Annotated in this window: 17 protein-coding genes, 1 tRNA gene and 1 pseudogene; 9 read left to right on the forward strand and 10 right to left on the reverse strand. The window is 71.8% G+C overall.

Translation table 11 applies throughout. The features are described from left to right. Positions 1–38 precede the first annotated feature (38 nt). Entirely contained in the window at positions 39–632 is a 594-nt protein-coding gene (locus ABZ939_RS10690; protein ID WP_361851535.1) for a histidine phosphatase family protein, read from the forward strand. Positions 633–655: 23 nt separating this feature from the next. Here ABZ939_RS10690 and ABZ939_RS10695 read toward each other — a convergent pair whose 3' ends face one another. Then, positions 656–1,942 (reverse strand): tetratricopeptide repeat protein, encoded by a 1,287-nt coding sequence (locus ABZ939_RS10695; RefSeq protein ID WP_361851538.1) that lies wholly within the window; start codon positions 1,940–1,942, stop codon positions 656–658. Between the two features lie 223 nt (positions 1,943–2,165). Between ABZ939_RS10695 and ABZ939_RS10700 the strand changes: the two genes are divergently transcribed. Next, positions 2,166–2,603, forward strand: coding sequence for a hypothetical protein (locus tag ABZ939_RS10700; protein ID WP_361851541.1), 438 nt, complete (start codon positions 2,166–2,168; stop codon positions 2,601–2,603). A gap of 30 nt (positions 2,604–2,633) precedes the next feature. Then, a complete protein-coding gene (locus ABZ939_RS10705; protein ID WP_361851544.1) occupies positions 2,634–3,509 on the forward strand; it encodes a fused MFS/spermidine synthase in 876 nt (291 codons plus the stop codon). Between the two features lie 33 nt (positions 3,510–3,542). Here the strand turns inward: ABZ939_RS10705 and ABZ939_RS10710 are convergent, their stop codons facing one another. Continuing rightward, on the reverse strand, positions 3,543–4,094 hold the full coding sequence (locus ABZ939_RS10710) for a hypothetical protein (RefSeq protein WP_361851547.1): 552 nt from the start codon (positions 4,092–4,094) through the stop codon (positions 3,543–3,545). A gap of 78 nt (positions 4,095–4,172) precedes the next feature. Between ABZ939_RS10710 and ABZ939_RS10715 the strand changes: the two genes are divergently transcribed. The 3 genes from ABZ939_RS10715 to ABZ939_RS10725 all read left to right on the forward strand — a co-directional run bounded on the left by ABZ939_RS10715 (position 4,173) and on the right by ABZ939_RS10725 (position 7,919). Further along, positions 4,173–4,874 (forward strand): response regulator transcription factor, encoded by a 702-nt coding sequence (locus ABZ939_RS10715; RefSeq protein WP_361851549.1) that lies wholly within the window; start codon positions 4,173–4,175, stop codon positions 4,872–4,874. After that, positions 4,871–6,289, forward strand: a complete 1,419-nt coding sequence (locus ABZ939_RS10720) for a HAMP domain-containing sensor histidine kinase (RefSeq protein ID WP_361851552.1) — start codon at positions 4,871–4,873, stop codon at positions 6,287–6,289. Before ABZ939_RS10715 ends, ABZ939_RS10720 begins: the two co-directional genes overlap by 4 nt. Before the next feature lie 142 nt (positions 6,290–6,431). Further along, the gene (locus ABZ939_RS10725) at positions 6,432–7,919 is read left to right on the forward strand and encodes a cellulose binding domain-containing protein (RefSeq protein ID WP_361851555.1); all 1,488 of its coding nucleotides are present in this window, start codon (positions 6,432–6,434) and stop codon (positions 7,917–7,919) included. A gap of 97 nt (positions 7,920–8,016) precedes the next feature. Here the strand turns inward: ABZ939_RS10725 and ABZ939_RS10730 are convergent. The 6 genes and pseudogenes from ABZ939_RS10730 to ABZ939_RS10755 form a co-directional block, all read right to left on the reverse strand. Then, a pseudogene (locus ABZ939_RS10730) lies at positions 8,017–8,940 on the reverse strand (rhamnogalacturonan lyase); the annotation flags it as partial. Continuing rightward, positions 8,922–9,062, reverse strand: coding sequence for a hypothetical protein (locus ABZ939_RS10735; protein WP_361851938.1), 141 nt, complete (start codon positions 9,060–9,062; stop codon positions 8,922–8,924). The gene ABZ939_RS10735 and the pseudogene ABZ939_RS10730, both read right to left, overlap by 19 nt. Positions 9,063–9,177: 115 nt before the next feature. Continuing rightward, positions 9,178–9,250: transfer RNA gene (locus ABZ939_RS10740), tRNA-His, on the reverse strand. Positions 9,251–9,354: 104 nt separating this feature from the next. Continuing rightward, positions 9,355–9,957: an oligoribonuclease gene (gene orn, locus ABZ939_RS10745; protein ID WP_361851557.1), complete on the reverse strand. Its 603-nt coding sequence runs from the start codon at positions 9,955–9,957 to the stop codon at positions 9,355–9,357. Between the two features lie 133 nt (positions 9,958–10,090). Further along, on the reverse strand, positions 10,091–11,260 hold the full coding sequence (locus tag ABZ939_RS10750) for a helix-turn-helix domain-containing protein (protein ID WP_361851560.1): 1,170 nt from the start codon (positions 11,258–11,260) through the stop codon (positions 10,091–10,093). A gap of 397 nt (positions 11,261–11,657) precedes the next feature. Beyond that, positions 11,658–12,074, reverse strand: coding sequence for a hypothetical protein (locus ABZ939_RS10755; RefSeq protein ID WP_361851563.1), 417 nt, complete (start codon positions 12,072–12,074; stop codon positions 11,658–11,660). 331 nt (positions 12,075–12,405) lie between these two features. Here ABZ939_RS10755 and ABZ939_RS10760 point away from each other — a divergent pair, with 331 nt between their 5' ends. Both ABZ939_RS10760 and ABZ939_RS10765 read left to right on the forward strand, forming a co-directional pair. Continuing rightward, the gene (locus ABZ939_RS10760; RefSeq protein ID WP_361851566.1) at positions 12,406–12,927 is read left to right on the forward strand and encodes a universal stress protein; all 522 of its coding nucleotides are present in this window, start codon (positions 12,406–12,408) and stop codon (positions 12,925–12,927) included. Between the two features lie 167 nt (positions 12,928–13,094). Next, positions 13,095–13,661: a GPR1/FUN34/YaaH family transporter gene (locus ABZ939_RS10765; protein WP_361851568.1), complete on the forward strand. Its 567-nt coding sequence runs from the start codon at positions 13,095–13,097 to the stop codon at positions 13,659–13,661. A gap of 236 nt (positions 13,662–13,897) precedes the next feature. Here the strand turns inward: ABZ939_RS10765 and glmS are convergent, their stop codons facing one another. Both glmS and ABZ939_RS10775 read right to left on the reverse strand, forming a co-directional pair. Next, the gene (glmS, locus tag ABZ939_RS10770) at positions 13,898–15,715 is read right to left on the reverse strand and encodes a glutamine--fructose-6-phosphate transaminase (isomerizing) (protein WP_361851571.1); all 1,818 of its coding nucleotides are present in this window, start codon (positions 15,713–15,715) and stop codon (positions 13,898–13,900) included. 33 nt (positions 15,716–15,748) lie between these two features. Next, the gene (locus ABZ939_RS10775) at positions 15,749–16,024 is read right to left on the reverse strand and encodes a hypothetical protein (protein ID WP_361851574.1); all 276 of its coding nucleotides are present in this window, start codon (positions 16,022–16,024) and stop codon (positions 15,749–15,751) included. 187 nt (positions 16,025–16,211) lie between these two features. Here ABZ939_RS10775 and ABZ939_RS10780 point away from each other — a divergent pair, with 187 nt between their 5' ends. Further along, entirely contained in the window at positions 16,212–17,831 is a 1,620-nt protein-coding gene (locus tag ABZ939_RS10780) for a beta-N-acetylhexosaminidase (RefSeq protein ID WP_361851576.1), read from the forward strand. Positions 17,832–17,869 lie beyond the last annotated feature (38 nt).

Consider the following 17,869-nt stretch of genomic DNA (forward strand, 5'->3'; position numbering starts at 1 on the left):
TCCGATTCGTCGTCCTGTTGAAGAACCAGGGAGCCTTCATGGCACCGCGCATCCTGCTCGCCCGGCACGGTCAGACCGAATGGTCACTGCTCGGCCGTCACACCGGCAGGACGGACATCCCCCTGCTCGACGAGGGCCGGCGCGGCGCCAAGCTGCTCGGCGAGCGGCTTCACCGGGCGCCGTGGAACGGGCTGCCGGACCTCGAGATCCGCACCAGTCCGCTGGCACGCGCGCGTGAGACCTGCGACATCGCCGGCTTCGGCGAGCGGGCCCAGGAGTGGGACGCGCTGATGGAGTGGGACTACGGGGCGTACGAGGGGCTGACCCCGCCCCAGATCCAGGAGCTCAGCCCCGGCTGGCTGCTGTGGCGCGACGCCGTGCCGGAGGGGGAGAGCCTGGCGCAGGTCTCGGCGCGGGCGGACGAGGTCGTGGAGTGGGCGCGGTCGGCGGACCGGGACGTGCTGGTCTTCGCGCACGGGCACATCCTGCGGACGATCGCGGCGCGCTGGCTGGGCGAGGACGTCTCCTTCGGCGCCCGCATCGGCCTCGACCCGACGAGCCTGTCGGTGCTGGGCTGGATGTACGGCCAGCCGGCCCTCGCGCGCTGGAACGACACGGGGCACCTGGAGTAGCCGTCGCCCCATCCCACGGGGGGTCAATGGGCCGCCAGGACCCGGCTGGTCTCCGTGAGGATGGTGCGGATCCGGGAGGACTGCACGCCGTCCAGCGAGTCCACCACCCGGCGGGCCTCCGCCGCCGCCTCGTCGGGACGGCCCGCGTGGGCCAGGTTGCTCGCCAGTTGGGCGCGGTAGAGGGCGAGATTGCGGGCGAAGTGCGGGTTCTGGAGCACCGTCGCGCGGTGGGCGTGGCGGGCCGCGCGGCTCCACTCGCCCAGCGCCGACCAGCACTGGGCCTCCAGGGCCTCCAGCTCCGGCTCCCCGAAGAAGGACATCCACTCCGGGTCCCCGTCGGCCTGACCCCGGGCGAAGTGGGTGTGCGCGCGGCCGAGGGCCTGCTCGCAGGCGGTCCGGTCGCCGAGCCCGGCCCAGGCCCCCGCCTCCCGGAGAAAGAGCAGGGAGAGCAGCCGGTCGGAGGAGAGCGGCTGCGCCGCCCGCAGACCGGCCTGGGCCGCCCGGACCGCCTCCCGGTACCGTCCCGCGTCCCTGGCCAGGAACGACGTGTTGCAGAAGGCGTGCGCCTCCAGGGCCGGATCACCGGCCACGCGCGCGGTGGCCAGGGCCTCCGCGTAGTGCGAGCGGGCGTCGTCGAAGCGGCCGGAGTCATGGGCCAGCCAGCCGACGGAGATCGCGAGTTCGCCGGCGCCCGCGTGCAGCCGGTCCTCGGTGGAGCGCCGTGCCGCCGTGCCCGCGTCGAGCAGGGCGTACGCCGCCCGCAGCGGCTGAGCGGCCGACTTGTACAGCCCGTCGGCGCCGTGCCGGTCGTCGAGCAGCCGGATCTGTCGTACGGCTTCCTCGACGGCCCGGACCTCGGCCTCGCCGATCCGGTGGGCTCCCCGAGGGGACGGGATCGCCGCGGCGGTGCCGCCGAATCCCAGCGAGGCGGCCGCCACGGTGGCGGTGCCGCTCGTCATGAATGCGCGACGCAGCACGTCGCTCTCCTCATCGTTCCGGGTCGTGACGGCGGGTGGGGGCGGTGCCCCGGACGAGGCGGTGGGCCGTCGGCCGCGTACCGCCTCCCGCGCCGAGAAGCCCAGGTCCGCCAGGCCGAGACCGGGGAACATGTGCAGGAACACCCGCTCGTAGGCGTAGTTGGGACAGCGGATCTCGCCCGCCTCCACGCGTCCGATGTAGCGGGCGTCGCAGGCGACCTGCTCGCCGATCTCCCGCGCCGCCCGGCGGACCGCCGCGGCGAACTCCGCCGGCGAGTGCTGTCCGCGGAGCCGGCGGAAGGCGAGATTGGGAACTGCCCGTGACATCGCCATGGCCGAGCCCTCTCCTGGTGCTGCCGGTGTTCCGGCGGAGCAAGAACGTACCTGCTGTGTCCGGTCGCGTACGCAGAGTTTTGCTACAAATCGGATATCTCGCGCGCGATCTGCCATGAACTGCCATCCTTTGCGGCGGCGTGCCGCCGTAGCCGTTGACGCGCACGGGCGTTGAACCATGCGGAGAGACGGAACGTGTCTTCTCAGGAGCGAGGAGGGTCCCTTGTTGGAGATCGGATCGCAGTCGACCGCACGCCACGTACCCACCCCGGACGCCAGCGCCCCGCACGACACCCCCTGCGACCTGGTGACCGTGCCGGTCCGGCAGGGCCTGGAGGCCGTCGACATCCTGCGCCGCGGCGGGGCCCCCGTCGTCGGCCCCGTGCTGCACGACGGGGCCTGCGACACCCTCGGCTTCCTGGTCCCGCCCGGCACGGCGGAGGGCTGGGACATGCCGGGCAGCGCCTGTACGCAGACCTCGGGGCGGGGCCTGCGCATCCCCGAACTGCCGGAACTCCCCGAACCGGCCGGTGACACTCCCCGCCCCGCCGGCTGGCTCCTGCCGCCCGGGGACACCGGCCAGGTCACCGACCCCGCGGTGCTGCGCGAGGCGCTCGGCCAGGCGGCCCGTCTGATCGAGGCGGCCGACGGCTGTCGCTGAGCGGGCGAGGCACTGCCGCGAGCGCCGATAATGGGGCTCGTGGCCAGGAACAGAACGCGTGAGAGGGCGGCAGCCGCCGTCGCCGTCGTCGAGACCGTCGACGGCGGACTCGCGGAGCTCATACCCGACCGGGAGCGGCCCCGCGGCTGGACGCTGCTGATCGACGGCGCCCCGCAGTCGCACGTGGACCTCGACGACCCGGCCCATCTCTCCTTCGAGTACCAGCGACGCCTCGGCCACATCGCCGACCTCGCCGCCCCGCCGAACCGGCCCCTCCAGGTCGTGCATCTCGGCGGCGGTGCCTTCACCCTCGCGCGCTACATCGCCGCCACCCGGCCACGCTCCACGCAGCAGATCGTGGAACTCGACGGCCAGCTGGTCCAGCTCGTCCGCCGCGAACTGCCCCTCGACACGGCCGCCCGCATACGGGTCCGGTCCACCGACGCCCGCGCCGGGCTCGCCAAGGTCCAGGACGGCTGGGCGGACCTGATCATCGCCGATGTGTTCAGCGGGGCGCGCACCCCCGCGCATCTGACCAGCACCGAGTTCCTCACCGAGGTCCGCCGCGTGCTGAGGCCCGGCGGGTTCTACGCCGCCAACCTGGCCGACGGCCCGCCGCTGACCCATCTGCGCGGCCAGATCGCCACCGCCGCCAACGTCTTCCCCGAGCTGGCGCTGACGGCCGACCCGACCGTGCTGCGCGGCCGCCGCTTCGGCAACGCCGTGCTGCTCGCCTCCGACCGGGAGCTGCCCGTCGCCGAGCTGACCCGCCGAGTGGCGACGGACCCGCACGCCGGCCGGGTCGAACACGGCCGGGCGCTCGCCGACTTCACCGGAGGAGCGGCCCCCGTCACCGACGCCAGCGCCAAGCCCTCACCCGTACCGCCGGCATCGGTCTTCCGCTAGGGCCGGACAGGCCCTAGGCCCGGTGGACAGGCCCTAGCGGTCCTCGATCTCCACCCGGGGCGCGGTGTCGTGCCAGACGCAGAACACCGACAGCTCGCGGCCGTCCTGGGTGAACGTGACCCGGATCCAGGTGGGCTGCTTCCAGACCTGCATCTGCCAGCCCGAGGACGGCGTCGCCGAGACCAGCTCCGCGGAGGTCTCGCCGAGGTCGAACACGACCCGGCCGCCGTCGACGGTGTAGCTCTTCACATTGCCGCCGCTGTCGGGCTGTTTCGTGGCGGTGGGCTTGTGCGAGGGAGTCGGGGACGGGTCGGGCGGGGAAGTCGCAGGGCTGCCGGTCTTCCCGGGCGTGGCCGACGGAGAGGACGTCGGGGCCTTCGGCTGCTGCGTGGAGGAGGCCAGCGGATCACTGCCCTCGGCGGCCGGTACGACAGTGGTGCCGGCCGGAATGGGCAGCGCGCGCGGCGGGTCGTAGACCGTGCCGGCAAGCACGGTGTGCACACCCCACCACGACAGCGTGACCGCCGCGCCCGTGGCGAGCGACCACGCCATGGCGTGAACAAGTCCTCTACGCATCCGGGCCATACTGCACCACGGCGCCCAACCGCCTCCGACAGGGTGGACCTTCCCTCGCTTTCCCCCGTATGGCGTACGGTGCGGGCCATGGCAAGTGTGCTCGTGGTCGAGGACGACCAGTTCGTGCGCTCCGCCCTCATCCGGCATCTGACCGAGGCCTCCCACACCGTACGGAGCGTCGGCACGGCCCTGGAGGCGCTGCGCGAGGTCGCCCATTTCCGTTTCGACGTGGTCATCCTGGACCTCGGACTGCCCGATCTGGACGGGTCCGAGGCGCTGAAGATGCTGCGCGGCATCACCGACGTACCGGTGATCATCGCGACCGCCCGGGACGACGAGACGGAGATCGTCCGGCTCCTCAACGACGGCGCGGACGACTACCTCACCAAGCCCTTCTCCGTGGAGCACCTGTCGGCGCGGATGGCCGCCGTGCTGCGGCGCTCGCGGGCCGCGGCGGGCGAGGCCCCGCCGTCCCGGGTGATCCAGGTCGGTGGCCTGTCGATCGACCCCCTGCGTCGGCAGGCGGAGCTCGACGGGACCCGTCTCGACCTGACCCGCCGGGAGTTCGACCTGCTGGCCTTCCTCGCCGGGCGGCCGGGGGTGGTCGTGCCGCGCAAGGAGCTGCTCGCCGAGGTGTGGCAGCAGTCCTACGGGGACGATCAGACCATCGACGTCCATCTGTCATGGCTGCGTCGTAAGTTGGGCGAAACGGCCGCCAACCCCCGCTATCTGCACACCCTGCGCGGGGTGGGCGTGAAGCTGGAACCGCCGCGGGAGCAGCAGCCGTGAGATGGGCTCTCGTCAAGGTGTCGCTGGCCGTCACCGCCATGGTCGTCGTCGCCTTCGCCGTACCCCTCGGCCTCGTCGTCAAGGAGATGGCGCGCGACCGGGCCTTCTCCAACGCCGAACGGCGCGCCGCCGGACTCGCGCCCGTGCTCGCGATCACCACCGACCGCGGCGAACTCGACCGGGCGGTGGCCACCACCGAGGACGGGGCCGCCGGGCGGATGGCCGTCCACGTCCCGGCCGCCGCCTCGGCCGACGAACCGGGCGCGAAGGCCCTGGAGATCGGCACCCGCCGGGCCGACGAGGAGGATCTGCGGACCACCCGGGAGCTGGGACGGGCCACCATCGCCGAGGTGGAGGGCGGCTCCGTGCTGCTCCAGCCCACCGCGCTCAGCTCCGGCCAGGTCGCCGTCGTCGAACTCTTCGTCCCCGAGGGCGAGGTCAGCAACGGGGTCGCGACCGCCTGGCTGGTCCTGGCAGGCGTCGGCATCGCCCTGATCATCGGCTCCGTCGCCGTCGCCGACCGGCTCGGCGTCCGGATGGTCCAGCCCGCCCAGCGGCTCGCGGGCGCCGCCCACGATCTGGGCGAGGGCAGGCTCGGCGCGCGCGTCCCCGAGGAGGGGCCGCCGGAGCTCAAGTCGGCGGCGATCGCCTTCAACTCGATGGCCGACCAGGTCGTCCAGCTCCTCGCCAACGAACGCGAGCTGGCCGCGGACCTCTCCCACCGGCTGCGCACCCCGCTGACCGTGCTCCGCCTCAACGCGGCCTCGCTCGGATCCGGTCCTGCGGCCGAGCAGACCCGGGCCGCCGTCGAGCAGCTGGAACGCGAGGTCGACACCATCATCCGCACGGCGCGGGAGGCCAAGCCGCAGACCCAGGCCGTCGGCCCGGGCGCCGGCTGCGACGCCTCCGAGGTCGTCCGGGAGCGGATGGACTTCTGGTCCGCGCTCGCCGAGGACGAGGGCCGCAAGGTACGGGTGGCGGGCATCGAACGCCCGGTGCGCATCCCGGTCGCCCGTCCCGAACTCGTGGCCGCGCTCGACGCGTTGCTCGGCAACGTCTTCCGCCACACGCCCGAGGGGACGGCCTTCTCGGTCGACGTCCACAACGGCGACGACGCCGTCATCGTCCTGGTCTCCGACGCGGGGCCCGGCATCGCCGACCCGGCGGCCGCGCTGGCCCGCGGCAACAGCGGCCACCGCGACGGCTCCACCGGCCTCGGCCTCGACATCGTGCGCCAGATGGCCGAGTCCACCGGCGGCGACGTCGCCATCGGGCACTCGGTGCTCGGCGGCACGGAGGTCCGCATCTGGATCGGCCTGGACGGCCGCCGCTCCGGCGGGGCGGGTGCCCGCCGCGGCCCGCGGGGCCGCCGCAAGCGGAGCGGCCAGGGCTCCCGGCGGGCCGCGGACGTCTGAACCTTTCCTCGTTCCGATGGCTTCCTTAAGCGGAGCCTAAGAATCCTCAACCCGGGCCTCCTTGTGAGCATTTGTCTGTTTCTCGCTCGCTAACGTGCTGCCGCACCCCACCCCACCCCCGGCACACAGAGGCAGGCACGCGATGGGCACGACTTCGCACCGGCGCAGGGCGAGCGGCAGAACCAAGGTCATCGGCGCGGTCGTCGCGGCCGCGGTGATCGGAGGCGCGGCATTCGCGCTCACCGGCACCGCCCAGGCCGCGGCCGTCGGCGCCGCGTACACCAGGACCAGTTCCTGGGACGGCGGCTACACCGGTCAGTACGTCGTCACCAATGAGACCTCCAGCGTCCAGTCGGGGGGCTGGACGCTGGAGTTCGACCTGCCCGCCGGGACGACCATCGGCTCCCTGTGGAACGGCGAACACACCGTGTCGGGCCGGCACGTCACCGTGAAGCCCGCCAGCTGGAACAAGGAGCTCGCCCCCGGCCAGTCCGTCACCGTCGGCTTCGTGACCTCGGCGTCCGGCCAGGCGGGCGACCCGGCCAACTGCCTTATCAACAAGGCCACCTGCTCCGTCGGCGGCGCCACGCCGACGCCCAGCGGCCGGCCCACCGAGCAGCCCACCGCCACCGCGACCCCCACCGCGACGGCCACTCCGAGCCGGACCGCCACGGCGACCCCGACCTCCACGCCGACGACGCCCACCCCGACGGCGACCGCCACCGGCACCCCGGGCGCCACCGCGAAGTACGCGCCCTACATCGACACCTCCCTCTACCCGTCGTACGACATGCTCGCGACCGCCGACGCCACCGGTGTGAAGGAGTTCAACCTCGCCTTCATCACCTCCGGCGGCTCCTGCGCCCCGTTGTGGGGCGGTGTCACCGACCTCGCCAGTGACAAGGTGGCCTCCCAGATAGGCGCCCTGCGGGCCAAGGGCGGCGACGTCCGGGTCTCCTTCGGCGGCGCGGCCGGCCACGAGCTGGCCCTGAACTGCTCGTCCTCCGCCGAACTCGCCGCCGCCTACGGCAAGGTCGTGGACCAGTACAAGCTCACCAAGGTCGACTTCGACATCGAGGGCGCGGCCCTGCCGGACACCGCCGCGAACACCCGCCGCTCGCAGGCCATCGCCCAGCTCCAGAAGTCCCACCCCGGCCTGAACGTCTCCTTCACCCTGCCGGTCATGCCCGAGGGCCTGACCCAGCCGGGCGTGGACCTCCTCGCCGACGCCAAGAGGAACGGTGTCCGCGTCGACGCCGTCAACATCATGGCGATGGACTACGGACCGGCCTACAGCGGTGACATGGGCCAGTACGCGATCCAGGCCGCGACCGCCACCCAGGCCCAGATCAAGGGCGTCCTCGGTCTGACCGACGCGGCGGCCTGGAAGGCCGTCGCCGTCACGCCGATGATCGGTGTCAACGACGTCACGACCGAGATCTTCAAGGTCGACGACGCCACCCAGCTGGTGGAGTTCGCGAAGTCCAAGGGCATCGGCTGGCTGTCGATGTGGTCCTCGACCCGCGACAAGCAGTGCGCGGCCGGCGCGGTGAACTACGCGGACGCCACCTGCTCCTCGATCCTCCAGCAGCCGCTGGCCTTCACCAAGGCGTTCGCCGCCTACAAGTAGCCACCCGGGTCCCCCCACACCGCGCGCTCCGGCCGGAGCACCCCTACCGCCGGCCGGAGCGCGCTCCTTCGCGCCCGATCAGGCCTCCACCTCGCCACTACGGGGTCGTGATCAGCGGCCGCGGGGCGGTTCGCATACCGCTGCCGATGTGGAAACTCGGGTGTGGCGGCTGGTTGTAGGCGGTGTTCTGCCAGGCAAGGCCCGTGCGGTACATGGTGTCGTGCAGCAGGGTCGTGATCCGCGTCCCGGTCTCGTACGGCGTCGAGTGGATCCGTAGCGCGGTGTTGTCGCTCGTCCGCCACACCACCTCCTCGCGCCAGTCGCCGAGGATGTCGCCGGAGAGCGCGGGCGTGGCCTTCGTGCCGTTGTTGGAGGCCACGCCCGCGCCGGTGAGCAGCCGGGTCTCGCCGGCCGTCCCGTACTTGTCGATGCGGGTGCCGTCGAGGAGCTCGCGGGTGGTGTCACCGTCCCACCGGCTCAGAAAGTTCGCGGACGAGGGCTCCCGGCCCTTGGCGGCCCCGGCCTCGTCCCGTATCGAGGTGTCGGACGCCGACCACATCTCGGCACCGTCGTTCCCGGCGTAGACGTCCCCGGCGACCCCGCGCCCGTTGTCGCAGCAGGCCCCGAGCCGCCAGCGGACGGCGCCGTTCTTCGGATCGATGTACAGCTCGGCGGGCTGGGAGGTGGACTCGGACACCTTGAAGTACTCGAGCCCCGCCGTGCCCGGGTCGAGGTCGCCGAGGTGCTGGGCGTCGCCGTGCCCGGTCCTGGTGGTCCACAGGCCGTTGCCGTTGTCGTCGATCGCCATCGCCCCGTAGACGATCTCGTCCCTGCCGTCGGCGTCCACATCGCCGACGGACAGACTGTGCGAGCCCTGCCCGTCGTACCCCTTCCCGGTGTTGGTGGAGCTCGACGAGTCGAAGGTCCAGCGGCGGGTGAACTGCCCGCCGCGCCAGTCCCAGGCGGCGACCACGGACCGCGTGTAGTACCCGCGCGCCATGATCAGTGAGGGCCGGGCGCCCGGGCGGTGGCGGCGGAGGCGGTCCCGGAGCCGGCGGTGAGGCCGGCGACGGCGACGACACCGGCGCACAGGGCGGCGAGCAGGGCGCGCGGCCGGTGCGGGTGGGGGTGCGGGTACTGCACGGTTCCTCCCGGGGGAGACAGCGTTGCGTACCTCACAGTGGTCGCCGTGCCGGGTTTGGTTGCCCGGAAAACGACCGAGGCCCCGGTTCGTATGAACCGGGGCCTCGATCTTCAGGGTGAGTAACGGGACTCGAACCCGCGACATCCTGGACCACAACCAGGTGCTCTACCAGCTGAGCTATACCCACCACGACCGGCGGTTTTCCCGAAGGTTTCCCCGACCGGCCGAGAAGAAGTCTACAGGGTCCGAGCGGGTGCTCGCGCCCGCATTACGCCGGGCGCGAGCCGGAGGTCATTCCCCGGTCAGGACGTGGCGCGCCGCGATCTGCTTCGCCGTGTCCGAGTCCGGTCCGGGCTGCGGGACGAAGATCGCCTCGCGGTAGTAGCGCAGCTCGGCGATGGACTCGCGGATGTCGGCCAGGGCGCGGTGGTTGCCGCTCTTCTCCGGACTGTTGAAGTACGCCCTCGGGTACCAGCGGCGGGCCAGCTCCTTGACCGAGGAGACATCGACGATCCGGTAGTGCAGGTGGTTCTCCAGCGCCGCCATGTCCCGGGCGAGGAAGCCGCGGTCGGTGGAGACCGAGTTTCCGCACAGCGGGGCCTTGCGGGGCTCCTTGACGTGTTCGCGTACATACGCGAGCACCTGGGCCTCGGCGTCGGCGAGGGTCGTGCCGTCGGCCAGCGCGTCCAGGAGGCCCGAGGCCGTGTGCATCTGGCGCACGATCTCCGGCATGGTCTCCAGGGCCGCGTCCGGCGGGCGGATCACGATGTCCACCCCGTCGCCGAGCACGTTCAGTTCCGAGTCGGTGACCAGCGCGGCCACCTCGATGAGTGCGTCGTCCGTCAGCGAGAGCCCGGTCATCTCGCAGTCGATCCACACCATGCGATCGTTCATGCGACCTACCTTAGGTGGTGCCTCCGAGATCGGGCCCTGCTTGCGGCCGTACGGCGACGGGCGCCGCGGGGAGGTGTCCCCGGGCGCCCGTCGTTTCGGGTGCGCGGCTTGTGGCGCGCGGTCCGGCCCGCCCCTAGGGGGCGCTGCGCTGGCCCGGCAGGGCCGGGCGGCCGGAGGCGTACAGGTCGGATTGCGGCTTGCCCGGCTCCATCGGTCCGCCGGGGCGTCGGCCGGCCGGTGCGACCTGCGAAGGCACCGTCGGGTCGAGCACCGCCGTCGCAGTCTCGGCCTGCGGCCGCCGGGCCCGGTAGGCCGCCCGGTAGGCGGCCGGCGAGGAGCCGAGCTGGCGGCGGAAGTGGCCGCGCAGTGCCACCGGGGAGCGGAAGCCGCAGCGGCCCGCGACCTCGTCGACCGAGTAGTCGGAGGTCTCGAGCAGCCGCTGCGCCTGCAGCACCCGCTGGGTGATCAGCCACTGCAGGGGAGCGCTGCCGGTGAGCGAGCGGAACCTGCGGTCGAACGTCCGCCGTGACATGTACGCGCGGGCCGCGAGGGTCTCCACGTCGAACTGCTCGTGGAGGTGCTCCAGGGCCCAGGCGACGACCTCCGCGAGCGGGTCGGCGCCGATCTCCTCCGGTAAAGACCTGTCGAGGTAGCGCTCCTGGCCGCCGCTGCGCCGCGGCGGGACGACCAGGCGACGCGCCAGGGCGCCCGCGGCCTCCGTGCCGTGGTCGGTCCGCACGATGTGCAGACACAGGTCGATTCCGGCCGCGGTGCCGGCCGAGGTCAGCACGTCCCCGTCGTCGACGAAGAGCTCCCGCGGGTCCACGTGGACCGACGGATAGCGCTTGGCGAGCGTCGGCGCGTACATCCAGTGTGTGGTCGCCGGCCGGCCGTCCAGGAGTCCGGCGGCGGCCAGGACGAACGCCCCGGTGCACAGCCCGACGATCCTGGCCCCTTCCTCGTGGGCCCGGCGCAGCGCGTCGAGCGCCTCCGGCGGCGGCGGCGAGGTGATCGACCGCCAGGCCGGTACGACGACGGTGCCCGCCCGGCTGATCGCTTCCAGACCGTACGGCGCGGTGAGTTCGAGTCCCCCCGTGGTCCTCAGGGGGCCGTCCTCGCCGGCGCACACCAGCAGCCGGTAGCGCGGCACGCCGGCGTCCTGCCGGTCGATTCCGAACACGGAGAGCGGGATGGAGCTCTCGAAGATGGGGCCGCCGCTGAACAGCAGCACCGCGACGACTTCGCGACGGCGGCGCCCGGAAAGCTTCCGTGCGGCCTCCGGTGCGGCGGAGTCCTGGCTCATGACGCTAAGCCCCCCTCGGTGTTCGCGTCTCCCTGGTCCTGTCGCTCCTGCACGTTTCCCCTCGGTTTTGCACGAGACCCCAGTCTTCGATACTCATGATCGAATCTACTGTGTTCCGTGGCGCCGGCGTGACAAGTTCTCTATCCGGCACATTGTCGACAAGGCAACTTGGCGCGAAGCATTCGATCACGAAGCGTTCCACTCGCGGGCCGCGCAGGGAAGTGCGCCGTGCGTGCATGGCCCGTCCCCGTAGGGTGCGAGCGCCTGCGGCGGGGCTTTCATGCCTGGTGGCACCGGGGTTGAGGGGCCATTCCGCCAAGGACTCGCCGACATGTGGAAGTTGGCTGAAAACATACGGGTGTGGGTGTACGAACCTGTCAGCTCTACGGGGGGTGCGTCAGCCCCGGCGGGGGTTCCGGCCGCCCGGGGAGCGCCGTGACCGGGGCCGGGCGGCCTCGGCGCGCAGACCGCGTTCCGCGCGGCGCAGCAGCACCCGGCACACCGCCGTCACCGTGGCGAGCCCGAGCGCCGTCCCGGCCGCCCCGCCGAGCGAGGTGCCGTAGACCACGAGCACGACCGGGACGAGGGCGCAGCAGAAGACCGCCCAGCGGACGACGTCGCCCGCCGACTCCGCCGTCGCGCTCCCGGCACTGCCCGCGCCCGCCGTGGTTCCGACGCCTCCCGCGCGCGCCGTGGTTCCGTTCCGCCGTGACGACTCCGGAGGACGGCGTCGACCGGGTGCGGGGGAGGGGGCCGGTCCGGGGTCGGGCGAGGAGGTGACGGTGGAGGTGGCGGCGGCCGGTGGTGCGGGCACGGGCGAGGCTCCCTGCGACGGTGACTGGACCTGTGGCAACGAGGAGCGGAACGTTCCGGTCACTGCGAGGGGCGTCCGTTCGGCCCCCGTACGGACACCTGTAGGGCACAACCGGCATTGCCATATCGGGACGGGCTCGTGCATGCTCCCTGGGACGCCGCGCGATCGCCTTGTGTGGCCATGACGGCTCTGGGCAGGAGAGGAGTGTCGCCGTACCCTTGGGGGTATGGGCTTGGGAAGATGATTCCCGGACACAGCTCCGCCGACCGTTGTTCCGTACGACGTTCTTTCTCGTTCCCTCTCCACCAGGATCTTCTTCGCCGAGACACCGATGGCCGGTCACGAATTCCCCGAACCCGCGGACCGCAAGCGCGTCGCCGACTCCACGGTCGACCCCCTCGCGGTGGAACAGCCACGCCACTCCTGCGATCCCGCCTTCCGGCACGGAGTGGTCGTCGGCTTCGACGGCTCGACCTCCAGTGAGCGGGCCCTCGCGTACGCCATCGGCATGGCCCGCCGCTCCGGCTCCGGCCTGATCATCGTGCATGTCGCCAACCGGCTGCCCACGACCGTCTGGGCGGGCTGCGAGCCGCCGGTCTTCGTCGACGTGCCGGACCACCGCACCGAGGTGCTCGGGCTGGAGCTCGCCTGCGCCGACTACCTCTCCGAGGTCCCCTGGATCCTTGTCGAGCGCGGCGGTGACATCTGCCACGAACTGGAGGAGGTCGGCCGGGAGTACTCGGCCGACGCGATCGTGGTCGGCTCCACGCACGGCATCGTCGGCCGGATCTTCGGCTCGGTGGCCGGACGCCTCGCGAAGCGCGCGCAGCGTCCCGTGATCGTCATTCCGTGATCGCCGCCCCCTGAGCCGGCTTCATCTTCTCGACGCTTCGTCAACTCCCTTGGCACGGCGATAATTTTCGCCTCCGTAAGGTGATTTGTGCGCTTGTGAAGGGTAGTTAAAGGTCACCGGAACAAGCAGCTCACGCAGCACAACTGCCCACTTGAAGGGAGCCCGCCGTGGACAACGAAGTCGCCGCGGGAAACACCACCTCCACTCTCGGCCACCTCGCGCTCGGACTGACCCTGCTGGCCTTCGGCATCGGCAGCACCGGTGTGATCGACAACGTCGCGGCGTCCGACGCCGCAGCCCTCGCCACCTGGGTCGGCGGCGTGGCGCTCTTCCTCGTCGGTCTGCTCGCCCTGCGCGCGGGCAACGCCGGTGAGGGCACGGCCTATTCGGCGCTCGGCGCGTTCTGGTTCACCTGGGGGACCGGAGTGGGTGACGCCGGGTCGGCCGAGGCGGCCGGTCTCTTCCTGCTGCTGTGGGCGCTGCTCGCGCTCACGCTGACCATGGCGGCCGCGGGCAGCGGTCTGTTCGGACAGGGCGTGTACGGGCTGCTGTTCGTCGCGCTGCTGCTGCTCGGCATCGGCGCCCTCGCCGACAACGGCGGGCTGGCCAAGGCGGGCGGCTGGGTCGCCGCGGTCGCCGGACTCGCGGCCTGGTACGGCGCGACGGCGGCGGTCGCCCACTGGCCGACCTCGCTGAAGAGCGCCGCGGGCCGGGGTGTGACGGCCGCCGGCTGACGCGGGCCCGCTCGGGCCCCGGGGCGGGGCCGTGGGGCCCGAGCGCAAGAAAGCGGTCCCTGTGCACAGGTGGCGTGCACAGGGACCGCTGTGTGTCCGGCCGGGCGTCCGGCCCTCCGGGGACAGGTCCGGAAAGCGGGCGGACGGGCTTTCCCGGCCGTGGTCGAGAGCTCCGGGGGGACAGGCCCCGGACTCCCCCCTGCTCTCGGCTTCGCTCGAGCAGGGGGGACCCTCAGCTACTCGACCGTGACGGACTTGGCCAGGTTGCGCGGCTTGTCGATGTCGCGGCCCATGGCGAGCGCCGTGTGGTAGGCGAGGAGCTGGAGCGGGATGCCCATCAGGATCGGGTCCAGCTCGTCCTCGTTCTTCGGCACGACGATGGTGTGGTCGGCCTTCGCCTGCGGCTGGTGCGCGACCGCGAGGATGCGGCCGCTGCGGGCCTTGATCTCCTCCAGGGCGGCGCGGTTCTTCTCCAGCAGGTCGTCGTCGGGGACGATCGCGACCGTCGGCAGGGCCGGCTCGATCAGTGCGAGCGGGCCGTGCTTCAGCTCGGAGGCCGGGTACGCCTCGGCGTGGATGTAGGAGATCTCCTTGAGCTTCAGGGAGGCCTCCAGGGCCACCGGGTAGCCGCGCACACGGCCGATGAACATCATCGACTGGGCGCCCGCGTACTCCGCGGCGATCTTCTTGATCTCGTCCTCGGTCTCGAGGATCTCGCTGATCTGCGCGGGCAGCTTGCGCAGGCCCTCGATGATCCGCTTGCCGTCGGTGACCGACAGGTCGCGGATGCGGCCCAGGTGCAGGGCGATCAGCGCGAAGGCCGTGACCGTGTTGGTGAAGCACTTGGTGGAGACGACGCAGACCTCGGGGCCGGCGTGCACGTACACGCCGCCGTCGGCCTCGCGGGCGATCGCCGAGCCGACGACGTTGACGACGCCGATGACACGGGCGCCCTTGCGCTTGAGCTCCTGGACGGCGGCCAGCACGTCGTAGGTCTCACCGGACTGGGAGACGGCGATGTACAGGGTGTCGGGGTCCACGACCGGGTTGCGGTAGCGGAACTCCGAGGCCGGCTCGGCGTCGGCGGGGATGCGGGCCATGGACTCGATCAGGCCCGCGCCGATGAGGCCGGCGTGGTACGAGGTGCCGCAGCCGAGGATCTTGATCCGGCGGATGCTGCGGGCCTCGCGGGCGTCGAGGTTCAGGCCGCCCAGGTGGACGGTGGAGAAGCGGTCGTCGATCCGGCCGCGCAGCACGCGGTCGACCGCGTCGGGCTGCTCGGAGATCTCCTTGTGCATGTACGTGTCGTGGCCGCCCATGTCGTAGGAGGCGGCCTCCCACTCCACGGTCTCGGGGGTGGCCGTCGTCGACGCGCCCGAGGTCGTGTACGTGCGGAAGTCGTCGGCCTTGAGGGTGGCCATCTCGCCGTCGTCGAGGGTGACGACCTGGCGGGTGTGGGCGATCAGGGCGGCGACGTCGGAGGCGACGAACATCTCCTTCTCGCCGATGCCGAGGACGACCGGGGAGCCGTTGCGGGCCACCACGATGCGGTCGTTGAACTCGGCGTGCATGACGGCGATGCCGTAGGTGCCCTCGACGACCTTGAGCGCCTCGCGGACCTTCTCCTCCAGGGTGGTGGCCTGGGAGCGGGCGATCAGGTGGGTGATGACCTCGGTGTCGGTCTCGGAGGCGAAGACGACGCCGTCCGCCTCCAGCTTGGCGCGCAGCTCCTGGGCGTTGTCCACGATGCCGTTGTGGACGACCGCGACCTTGTTCTCGGGGTCCAGGTGCGGGTGCGAGTTGATGTCGCTCGGGGCGCCGTGGGTGGCCCAGCGGGTGTGGGCGATGCCGGTGGTGCCGGTGAAGCGCTTGGGGACGCGGGCCTCGAGGTCACGGACCCGGCCCTTGGCCTTCACCATCTTCAGGCCGGAGGCCTTCGGGCTGGTGATGACGATGCCGGCGGAGTCGTACCCCCGGTACTCCAGCCGCTGCAGACCTTCCAGCAGCAGCGGGGCGACGTCACGCTTTCCGATGTAACCGACAATTCCACACATAAAGGTGTAACCCCTCCAGGTTGGTGAGCGTGCTCAGCCGTAGACGATGCGGCGCAGCTGACGGAGCGAGAGCTCCGGCGGCGCCACGGCGCGGTGCGGCAGTTCTGCCGCGATGCGTTCGAAGATCTCGGCGTTCACGGAGCCACCGGACTGCAGTTCGCGGTGGCGGCGGCGGACGAAGTCCTCGGTCGACTCGTCGAAGTACGCCAGCACGTCGAGCACCACCCGGGCGGCCTCACCGCGCTGCAGCGCGGTGCTGCGCACCAGGTGGTCGATGAGATCGTCATGCGACGGGCGGCGTTCGAGCACCCGTGAATACTGAGGGGTACCTCGGGGGCTTTGCAAGAATCCTGCCCGAAATCGGGCAGACCCCTCCATGATCACCGCACTGAGGGGCGAAATTGGTCTACACCTTGACCGCGGAAGTGGTCCACGGTACGCATGGTGACTGTTCGGATACGCATATCCACAGCCGCGAAGTCCATCGAAAGGGACCATGTCTGTGAGACAGCGCAGAACGCTTCCGCGTGTGCTCGGCGCACTCCTCCTCCTCGCTGCGGCCGGCGTCACCTGTGTCGGAGCCGCCCCCGTCCCCGCTCCCGCCGCAGAGACCACGCTCCGCCCGCTCGGACAGGTGGTTCCCGCGCCCGCCTCCGTGGTGCCCGGCGGACAGCCGTACACGATCACCGCCGCCACCCGTATCCGGGTCGACGAGGACTCCAGCGAGTCCCGCGCCGTCGCCGACTACCTCGCCGGGCTCCTGCGCCCCTCGACCGGCCACCCGCTGCCCGTCGTGGACGAGTACGAGGCGCTCGGCGGTATCCGGCTCCGCCTCTCCGGGGAAAAGGCGCTCGGCGACGAGGGGTACCGGCTGCAGTCCGGCCGCGGCGGCATCACCCTCACGGCTCACCGGCCCGCCGGACTCTTCCGCGGCGTGCAGACCCTGCGCCAGCAGCTCCCGGCGGCGGTCGAGAAGGACACCGTGCAGCAAGGCCCCTGGCAGGTCGCGGGCGGCACCATCACCGACACCCCGCGCTACGCCTACCGCGGCGCGATGCTCGACGTCTCCCGTCACTTCTTCACCGTCGACCAGGTCAAGCGCTACATCGACCAGCTTGCGCTCTACAAGATCAACAAGCTGCATCTGCATCTCTCCGACGACCAGGGCTGGCGCATCGCGATCGACTCCTGGCCCCGGCTCGCCACCTACGGCGGCTCCACCCAGGTCGGCGGGGGCCCCGGCGGTCACTACACCAAGGACGACTACAAGGAGATCGTCCGCTACGCCGCATCCCGCCATCAGGAGGTCGTGCCCGAGATCGACATGCCCGGACACACCAACGCCGCCCTCGCGTCGTACGCCGAGCTGAACTGCGACGGCGTCGCCCCGCCGCTCTACACCGGCACCAACGTCGGCTTCAGCTCCCTGTGCGTGCCGAAGGAGGTCACGTACGACTTCGTGGACGACGTCATCCGCGAGCTCGCCGCGCTGACGCCCGGCAAGTACCTCCACATCGGCGGTGACGAGGCGCACTCCACCAGCCACGCGGACTACGTCGCCTTCATGGCCAGGGTCCAGCCGGTCGTCGCCAGGTACGGCAAGACCGTCATCGGCTGGCACCAGCTGACCGGCGCCACGCCGGCCGAGGGCGCGCTCGCGCAGTACTGGGGCTTGGACCGCACGAATCCCGCGGAGAAGGAGCAGGTCGCCGCGGCGGCGCGGAACGGCACCGGGCTGATCCTCTCGCCCGCGGACCGGGTCTACCTGGACATGAAGTACACCAAGGACACCAAGCTGGGCCTGGCCTGGGCGGGCTACGTCGAGGTGCAGCGCTCCTACGACTGGAACCCGGCCGCATACCTCCCCGGGGCGCCGGAGTCGGCCGTGAAGGGCGTCGAGGCGCCGCTGTGGACGGAGACCATCTCCACGAACGCCCACATCGACCAGATGGCCTTCCCGCGCCTCCCGGGCGTGGCGGAGCTCGGCTGGTCCCCGGCGGCCACGCACGACTGGGAGCGGTACAAGCTCCGCCTCGCGGAGCAGGGCCCGCGGTTCGAGGCCCTGGGCATCGACTACTACCGCTCGCCGCAGGTCCCGTGGCCGGCGGCTGAGTAGAACAGAGCGCGGGCCCGGCGGAGGACCGTACTCCGCCG

The organism is Streptomyces sp. NPDC046712, assembly GCF_040645695.1.
Classification (GTDB): Bacteria; Actinomycetota; Actinomycetes; order Streptomycetales; family Streptomycetaceae; genus Streptomyces.